We start from the raw sequence: 10,154 nt of genomic DNA, 5'->3' as shown, positions 1-10,154 counted from the left end.
AACACTCCAAAATCTAAAATCCCAAAATCTAAAATCCAATGTTAAATAACGAAAAAAACTGGCATATTCTTTCAAAACAACTGAACGATGAGCTTAATGTGATTAAGCGAGATGCTCTGGTGCCTTATGTCGTATCGGTTGAAGATGGGATAGAGAATGCTCGGAACTTATATGAACAGTTCCTGCTCGACGTGGAGATGGGAAGTTGCGGCACGACATCTAAAATTGAAGAGGCTATTGCAGCAGTACAATTGTATATTCACAGATATTTTGTAAATCTGGAAGAAATTTCTGTTAAAGAAGGCAAAAATCCTGATGAGATAAGGAAAGAACTAAAAAACTGGTGGAAATGGATGAAGAACTATCGCGTTTGGGAAGCCAATCGTAAGGTTTTTCTATATCCAGAAAATTATATTCGTCCGGAACTTCGTGATACTAAAACACCAGCATTTAAAACTTTAGAAGAAGATTTGCTGCAAGGAGAGATAAACGCATTAACAGTGCAAAGGGTTTACAAAAAGTACCTTGATGAATATACCGAAGTATCTCGATTAAAAATAGCAGGAGGCTATGTATATGATTTACCTGGGTCAAACGGCAAAAATAAACGTTTGGTGTTGTTTGGACGAACAAAAACAGACCCAGCACGGTTTTACTATCGTCTAGCTGAGTTTTTTGGTGGAGAAAAGGGTTCTACTTCGTGGAGTCCTTGGCTGAATGTGAATGTCCAAATCGATGCTGATAAGGTCTATCCGGTATTCGCCTTTGAGCGAGTATTTGTTTTCTGGACAAAGGTAGAAACTGTTGTCGATACCTCGACTAGTACCACTATTACAACTAAGCAGAGTAACGATACCCAAACGATAGCGTCAAATTCGCAGGCAACATATATTATAAAAATTTATTACTCTTTCTACAATCTAAACAAAGAGTGGCTCCCGGCACAAACATTGACTGCTGAAATCAAAGAGCAAACTGCGATTGAAAATGTTAAGTTATTCGTTGAAAATTCTGATAGATTGCAGATTACAGTTGAGGATGAAAGAGACAAAAAGATAATTATTAAAGAACACGAAAACATCATTATTAATTGTACTTATCAAGTCAAAAAACAAGAATTTAATGAGGCGTTTAGCCTAACACCTGAGTTGTACACCGAAAAAGCCAATAAACCAAAATTTGATAACAATGGTAAAGAAGTATTCAACGCTATATTTGATGATACGGAAATCATAGATGATAACAATGTGGTCATGTTTAATACCGCAGAAAAATCGTCTGAAGGCTTATGGTTTAGTTTCGATCATAAAGGGGGTAGCTTTTTATGTAAGCCTGATGTTACTCCTTTGGGAAACTATGTCTGGAAGAATTTGCGTGATAATAAAGATTCTTTACCTACATGGGACAAAATTGATGCAGCGTTTCAGGCACCTGATGGCAAATCCTATTTTTTCAATAATTCAGGAAATTACGCCATTATTGGTCCAAACGGGCTAACTACATCTAAAACTCAGTATAGATGGGGTAAAGTACGCAATAATATTGCCGAAACTGGAATCATTGATGCCGCATTCGTTGATGGTAACAAAACTTACTTTTTCAGCGGGAATCAATACTTAGTTTATACAAATGGATACGAACTGGCAGATTCCGATTATCCTAAAACACTAAATAGTAATACAGAAGGTCTACCTCAATGGGATAAAATTGATGCAGCATTTAAAGGAACTGATGGGAAAACGTATTTTTTTAATCAAACAAGAAAAGAATTTGTAGAATCTAGCAATTTGAACAAACCAATTGCGACCAATTCAAAATGGGGGAAAATAAGAAATTCCTTTACTGCACCTGATTACAGGATTAATTCTTCACTAGTCGAACCATCAGTAGATGCAGCATTTGTATTTGGCAACTATACATATTTAATAAATAAAGAGCAGTTTATTAAATATGCAAATAGTGACTACCAATTTATTGAAAATGGCTATCCTAAACCGAGTAATCTTTATACTGTATTAGAAGACTTAGGATGTAGAAACAACAATAATTTATATAGAGATGAAGATATTACTGCCGCCCTGGATATGGGGTCAACTGTATATTTCTCGTGTGTACATAGCCAAAACAATCGTCGCAAGAATTATGAATTTAGCAATGGCAATATATCAGAGACAAATATTACAGGCGCCTGGACTGCTGCTTTTGCAATAGGCAATACTAAATACATATTTCAGGAGAATCGGTTATCTGTATCAAATGGTAGAGAAACCACAACTCCTTTAAACTTTTCTGTAAATGCAGCATTGGTTGGAAAAGATGGGAATATATACATCTTTAGAAATAGAGAATACATAGTGTTTCCAAATATAGGAATTAATACGGAAGTAATAGTTAATAAGATTAATCAATGGGCTGATAGCAAAGCAAATAGTGGAAAATGGGGAAGAATACGCAACCGTATTGCTGAACAAGGTATAGTTGATGCCGCATTTGTTCATAGCGGTAAAACCTACTTTTTTAGTGGAAATGAATATCTGGTTTATTCTACAAACTACGATTTGGCAGATGAAGGATACCCAAAACCAATTATAACAAATGGTGAAGGTTTTCCTGCCTGGAATAAAATTGATGCAGTATTTAAAACTATAGATAACAAGATTTACTTTTTTGATAATGCAGCCAAACAATTTGTAGAGTCTGGCAAATTAAGTGAAAGAAAATCTACTAAGGAACGATGGGGAATCGTCAGAAATAATTTCACAGAAACTGGAATTGTAGATTCCGCCTACATTAATGGCAATAGGTTATTTCTAACAAGTGCTAACCAATTCATTCGATATACGCTTTCTTCCGGGAATGAACCCGGTGAATTTGTTGATAAGGATTATCACAAAAATTTCAGTTTACTGGGCTTAACAAAAGTTTATGGGGCTTTTGTTTACAATGAAATAACCTATCTTGTTGGAGAAAACAGATTTCTAAAATTTACCAAAGTTGACGATCGCGTCTTTAGTGAGGGCAGGAGGGAAACTGGTAAACTAGGCGCCTTGTTGAACGACATGGGCTTTGCAAATGTTCCTCCTGATTACCAGAACTTACAAATTCATGGCGCCTATGTCTATAACCAGGTACTTTACATTTATTCTCCTGGTTATGTATTAGCGTGTTCATTAACCGATAAGCGCATTACACCCCTCGATACTTCTAGCAACTCTTTTCAGCTTGCTTATGTAAATGAAGCAGGCGCCTTGCAAAAAGCAACAAGCTCACCTTATGATGCAGCGTTTGTAGCGGGAGGTAAATTTTACCTGTTTAAAGGTAATGAATACATAGAATCAAGTAAAATACCTGCAACATTTAATGATATTGACTGGAAAAACCCTAAAAAAGTAACAAATATATGGGGAATTAGTAAGATTGATGCATCCTTCAGTCTTAACGGCAAAGTTTATTTATTCTCGAATGACCGATATTTTAAACTGGAGGGTTCAAACGAAATTGATACGCTGACTGAATTTAAATACATTCAAGGCAACTGGGGCAACTTACCTTATGAGTTGAGGACAGGATTTGATGCAGCGTTTCATCGAGGAAATGAGCTATTTTTCTTCAAAAATAATCGATACATCAAGTATGAAAATATCACTGACGCTCGTCGTGCTAAACCATATGAACTAGGGGATGTCAACTATGAAATTGTCCGGCTAACCACAAGCACGGCTTATAAATTGAATCAAAAATTACTTTCTGGTGGTGTACAGGCACTATTAAACATCAGCACACAGGAGACTGATGAATTGCCTTCATTTAGTGATAAAGAATCTTCCGCGACAAATATTAAGGTGAAAACAGGAAAAATCGAAAATCTACCGATTAGTTCGCATCTTGATTTTAACAGTGCTAATGGAATCTATTATTGGGAAGTATTCTTTCATGCACCATTCCTGATTGCCCAATCACTGAATACTGGTCAGAAATTTGAAGAAGCTAAAGAGTGGTACGAATATATTTTTGACCCAACTGAACCTGCTAACTATTGGAAATTTTTACCATTCTTAGCGGTAGATATACAAGCGATTGTTGACTCAGGTAGAAGTTCGATCGCACAGCTAAAAGCACTGGGTATTAATGTAACCAAAGTTGAGACCAACCTTAATACTATATTTTCTAAGTTAGAACCGTTAGTTGATGTTTTTCAGTACCTTCGCCAATTATCAGCTACGGAAAGCGAATATCTTAAATCCCTGAATTTAAAAAACATTCGAGATGATTTGGAGGAATTAGTCCGTTCTTTGAACGCGGACAACGAACAAGTTAGTAAATTAATCAATAAACTCAGTGAACTAACAGGGGTAATTGAGAAGCTTTGGTATAGATATCAACTGATGCAAGTTGGTGACGCTGAAATTAATGCCTATTTAAATGACCCTTTCGACCCACATGCGATCGCGTCTTTACGTACAACTGTTTATCGTAAATCGATTGTGATGGGCTACGTTGATAATTTAATCGATTGGGGAGATATGCTGTTTCGTCAGTATACAAGAGAAAGCATTAATGAAGCTCGTATGTTGTATATTTTGGCATATGACCTTCTCGGTCAAAAACCTGCTAATTTAGGTACAAAAGTACTCTCAACAAGTAAGAAATACAGCGAATTAACAAATCCGTCTGATGACTATAATTTCTTGATCTCCCCAGCAACTACTCCCCATGTTGGAAGTCAGCCAATTACAATCATTCCGGGAACACCGAACGATAGTATCGCTAATCCTTATTTCTTTATCCCGGACAACTCCTTATTTGCTGATTATTGGGATCGAGTCGAAGACCGCTTATATAAAATCAGGCATTGCCAGAACATCATGGGGATTAATCAGCCATTACCATTATTCCAGCCACCCATTGACCCAATGGCAATAGTACAAGCTGTGAGTTCTGGTGCGGCATTAAGCGCTGCATTGGCAAGTATGAATATTTCCGTTCCACATTATCGCTTCAGTTTCATGGTGCGTAAAGCACAGGAATTGGTACAAAAGTTGAACCAGTTTGGCAACGATCTGCTAGGCGCCCTGGAAAAGAAAGACGCAGAAGAACTTAACCTGCTGCAAAATAGGCAGGACGGTGTGATTTTAGCAATGACGCGCGACATTAAAAAATCGCAACTCGAAGAAGCTCGCGAATCAGTCAAAGTGCTGGAAGAGAGTCTTCGTCATGCCAAAAGTCAGGTGGGATACTATCAGAAGTTGATAGCAGCAGGCTTGTCAGTTAAAGAGAAAACTCAACTCGATCTGATGATAGCAGGGGCTAGTTTAATGTATGCTTCTGTTGCTTTAAAAATCGCGTCGGGGATTATATACGTAGTTCCTGAAACTACTTTGGGTCCGTTCTCTCTAGGTGTTGAAACAGGAGGGAGACATTTAGGTGATTCTGTATCCAGTGCTGCTGAAGCAACGGAAATCTTGGGAGAAGCATTAAGTATGACCGGCGAAATTATTGGTATGCAGGCAAGCCAAGATCGCATGAAGGAAGATTGGCAATCACAGCTTGTTGCGGTTGAAAGCGATGTGATCCAGATAACCGCTCAACTAAATGGTGCTAGGTGGCAGGAAAAAATTGCCCAGCGCGAAATAGACATCTTGGAAAAAGAAATTGAGCATAACGAATCCATCAAGACATTTATGAAGGATAAATTTACTAGTGCTCAACTCTATCAATGGATGGTCAGCAAACTTTCGGGTATGTATTTCCAGACCTACAACATGGCTTATGATATGGCGAAGTCGGCGGAAAAAGCCTTCCAATTTGAGCAGGGGTATAAAGAAAGCGATGTTAATTATATCCAGCCTCTTTATTGGGATAACTTGAAAAAAGGACTACTTTCCGGTGAAAGCCTGAGCATGGATATTGACAAAATGGAAAAGGCTTACATCGAAACCAATAGCCGCCGATTTGAAATCTCGAAGAACATTTCTCTACTTGACCTTGACCCGGTTGCTTTGTTGCAATTAAAAACCAAGGGTGCCTGCGAATTTTCGTTGACTGAAGCGCTATTTGACTATGACTTTCAGGGACATTATTGCCGACAAGTCAAAACAATTTCCTTAACGTTTAATGCAGGTGAAGGTCAAACGGTAAATGCAACGCTGACGCAGTTGAGCCATAAAACCATCTTGGAACCAGATGCCAAAGCCGTCAAGTACCTCCTTAACGCCAAAGATCAGCCACCCCTTTCGATACGCAGCGACTGGAAAACTAACCAACAAATTGCCCTGTCCCATGTCAATGAGAACGAAAACAACAACGGTTTATTCGAGTTGCGATTTGACGACGACCGTTACCTCCCCTTTGAAGGGACTGGTGCTGTATCCACCTGGCGCCTGGAGCTTAATGGCAAAAAGGGTTCTTACAATTTAAATCAACTTCAAGATGTAACAATTAATATTAAGTATACAGCTTTGCAAGGTGGAACAGTGTTTGCTAATGCTGTCAAAGGGCTGCTTAAACCTTATCAAACCGCGCGCTTCTTTAACGTGGCGAATGAATTTCCTGATGAATGGGAAGAATTTTTGGAAAATGACGACCCCGAACTTGTGCTGACATTCACGCGCGATATGTTTCCCAATATGAGCAGCAATAAAATAGCGGGTATCTACACAAAGTATGAATTAACTGACCAAGGACAAGTAAGCATGGTTTTAAATAACGATAAAAGTTTAACTTTAAAAGACGGAAAATACCTACTGACAAATGGATTAAGCATAGGTAGCAATGGCTCAGATTGGACATTGAGCCTGAATGGCAACAAGGAAATTATTAACAACATTGGTCTTGTATTAAGCTACAAAGCTATTGTTGGATAAATAATTCTTTAGCAAAAATTCAAACATAGCAACAAACAACATTATAAATTTTCAAAATATATACCACCGTAGTATGACGACACACAGAAAAACTACAAAGACAGGGAAAAAGAAAAGCACTGTACGAGAACAGGGCAAGATCAATAATAAAAGGCAAAGAGAAACAGAAAAAAGCAGAACCAGCCTCAGACAGCAAAGACAACAGCAGCGGGATGAAAAACACTTAAACACCGATCAGGTAGATCATACCAGCCTAGAGCAGAGGAGGCAATTAGTAGAGGAGCGCAGACTCCGCCAAAAAGCAAATCGGTTAAAAGCGCGAGTAGATCGTGAGCAAGAACAACAAAAACAGGCAAAGGACAAAACACTACAAGAGTTTATCAAGCTAGAACAGAAAAGGCAGCAAATAGTAGAGTTAGGAGAGTTACAATTAAAAATTCCAAACGACCGCATGGAAACTACTCGACAGCTAGTGAATCCATTGCTTCTCCAAGTTACGAATCAGCTAACAACAAGTACAAATCTCCAGCAACAATTAATTCAGTGGAGAGATTACTTAGCTATGGACGCTCCAGCCAACTTAACAACGCACATAACAGACATTGATGAAGTAAGAAAAAAGATTACCACTGCTCAACAAACTCTCACACAACATAGTCAAGCTCTCCAACCCTTAAATCTTCCAAGCCCAGGCGAACTCTACAATATATTAAAGTATGCTAATACGATCTCGGAGGAAATTGCGGATAACGATACAAAATTACAAGATGCAACAAACTTTATTGCAAACTTACAAACTGTTCATGGAACTGGACTTGCAGCTCGGGCAACGTACAAGAATCTCAATTTAACTCACGCGGTTGTAGAAGACGCAAATGGTCCGATAAATAAGTTCTCACTAGCCTCACTAACACGTTTGAACACGTTAATCCAAGGAGCTAAAGTTACTAACTGGGATCTACAAAGATGGCCACGTACAAGAGATGGAGTAGGCAATATTGCTGGAGGAACTCAGGTTTTGATGCCGCACATCGAGATTGGGGTAAGTAATACAAGCTGGGGCAACGGCAACAAAATACAACTTATGATCGGGCCTGAAATTATAGTCGATTGGTTGATTCAAAATGCCGATCATGGACTTCCGTACTCTAAACTGTTCGATATCGTACAATCAATACTAGACTTAAACAGCCGCATTAATCAAATGTTCCCGCTTGAAATGGAGCAAGACCCTAATCGCAATAATAACTGGGCGACTCAGAACCGTAACTATGCATTTCGACTCATCCTTAACCCAGACCGCACGATGATAATTTCATACTTTAATACCTAAAGTAATCTTAATTAGCCTCTTAAGCTTTTGTTTACGAATCAACTCTAACACAGTCACAACCATACTTAAAATATACTACCGCAGTATGAAATCAACACATAAAAAAACTACAACGGCAGGGAAAAAGAAAAGCGATGCACCAAGTCGGGCACGCAAAAAGAATGAAGGTGAACCTCGTCGATTAGCTCGCAAAAAGAGCGAAGACAAAAAGTCCGATGAATCTTCTAGCGATCGCAAAAGTGAAATTAAGTCCTCATCTCGACTAGCTCGCGAAAAGCGAAAAGACGACGAGTCCGACGAATCTTCTAGCGATCGCAAAAGTGAAATTAAGCCTCCATCTCGATTAACTCGCGAAAAGAGCGAAGACGAGGAGCTTGATGAATTATCCAATATAAGCGGAACAGAAACGGATCGGGAGGCACTACCGCCCTCTAGAGAAGACAAAGAAATAGATCTGGAGATATTGCTGCACTTTAGCAAACCGAACCCCTTTTTAAAGGGTCGTCGGGATCAGATTCGACTGATGCTCAAAACTCTTGTTGACGACCTCGACTGTTCGATAAAGGACGCGAGTGAGGCGAAGACTAATCTTTATAAGCTCACGGAGTCCAAGCTCAAGCGGTTGAGGCAAAACCTTGACACTATGTTGAATGACCATAAAAATTCTGCTGGGGCATTTTCGACTTTGCTGTCCACTGACAACCCGATCAGCAGAGTTCTTCTTCTTAACCCGGACGCATTCCGCAAGATTGTTGAGAAACTTCCCAATACTAAAGAAACCCACGACACTATCGAGGATATCGAAAACATACTTGCACAAAGCCAGGATGCTGCGGAAACTAACGGTAAGATTTTTTCCCAAACGCCGCTCATGGTGGCAACCCATCAGATTTGTTTTGAGAAGAAAACCGAAATCCTCGAAGATTTGATTGAGGGCATGGTATCATCCGAGAATCCTAAGCTTTCCAGCCTAAAAAACCTGGGGAAAGAAAACTACTGGAAAATTCTGATCGACAGCAAAGTGCATAAGGACGACAACAAACACATCTACGATCGCTCCAAGGGCTACATGGGTTCGATGATGAAGGGGCTTGCACAGATTGTGGAAGAAATAGATCGCCCTCTGGATACCGACTTTGTTAAGGAACTCCACCTCTGTGCAACCGAGCTTGTTACTAATGAGTCAGTTATTCCAGATGGTTTTGCAATTAAAACACGTAACTTTCAGGAGACGGGGATCAAGCAAACCCCGAATGCATGGGGGGTTACCAAGCAGTACACAGATGCTGGTATGAAGGAACTCGAAGCTTTGCGGAAAGAACTCGATAAATTGATTGAAGGTGGCTACTTTTCTGAGGACATGGCGCGTTTTTCCGATCCGGACACAGTAGTACAGTGGAGGGCAGGGAATCCAAAACAGTCGCCAAAAGAGCTAGCGGACACTGTTGAGATGCTGATGAATCATGTTATCGAAAAGGCTTATGAGCAGATCAAAGCTGCTGGGAAAAACAAAGATGCCATCATCGGCGCCATTATAGACTGTTGTCGAGGGCTTGGTATCATCCACCCTTTCAAAGATGCCAACGGGCGCCTTATAATGTTCCTAGTGTTGAACAAAATGCTGCTGGAGCAAGGAATGTCCCCCACCGTTCTGGAAGACCAGGGTTTTATGGTCGGCAAGTCGAAGAAAGAGTTGATCAAACTTATTAAAGATGGTCAGCAACAGGTTGAGGAAATGGCAGATAGCTGATCCATCAATGTTAACATACTTATGTACTAAGAAAGAAATATTAAGCAAAAAGCCCAGTTATAATAGCTGGGCTTTTGTGGGGTAAGTCCCCTCATGTTTAGATATAGAAGTTCAGTATAGTGTTGTTTCACTTAATTAGTACTACACCCGGATTTCTCACAAAGTTTTAGGAAAGAGGGGTCAAAAACTGCCAAAATGTATATTGCAA

The 10,154-nt window shown here is 39.4% G+C and carries 3 protein-coding genes; all 3 read left to right on the top strand.

The window, feature by feature from the left end:
- Positions 1-38: 38 nt before the first annotated feature.
- The 3 genes from AC2JBO_RS05155 to AC2JBO_RS05145 all read left to right on the top strand — a co-directional run bounded on the left by AC2JBO_RS05155 (position 39) and on the right by AC2JBO_RS05145 (position 9,946).
- The gene (locus AC2JBO_RS05155; protein WP_496952559.1) at positions 39-6,863 is read left to right on the top strand and encodes a Tc toxin subunit A-related protein; all 6,825 of its coding nucleotides are present in this window, start codon (positions 39-41) and stop codon (positions 6,861-6,863) included.
- A gap of 73 nt (positions 6,864-6,936) precedes the next feature.
- Positions 6,937-8,196 (top strand): hypothetical protein, encoded by a 1,260-nt coding sequence (locus AC2JBO_RS05150; protein ID WP_496952558.1) that lies wholly within the window; start codon positions 6,937-6,939, stop codon positions 8,194-8,196.
- Positions 8,197-8,281: 85 nt separating this feature from the next.
- A complete protein-coding gene (locus AC2JBO_RS05145) occupies positions 8,282-9,946 on the top strand; it encodes a Fic family protein (protein WP_496952557.1) in 1,665 nt (554 codons plus the stop codon).
- Positions 9,947-10,154: the final 208 nt, after the last annotated feature.

This window comes from Calothrix sp. CBUCES-K 9914, assembly GCF_059640475.1.
Note: the sequence above shows the minus strand (reverse complement) of the source record. Positions and strands in the feature narration are given on the sequence as shown.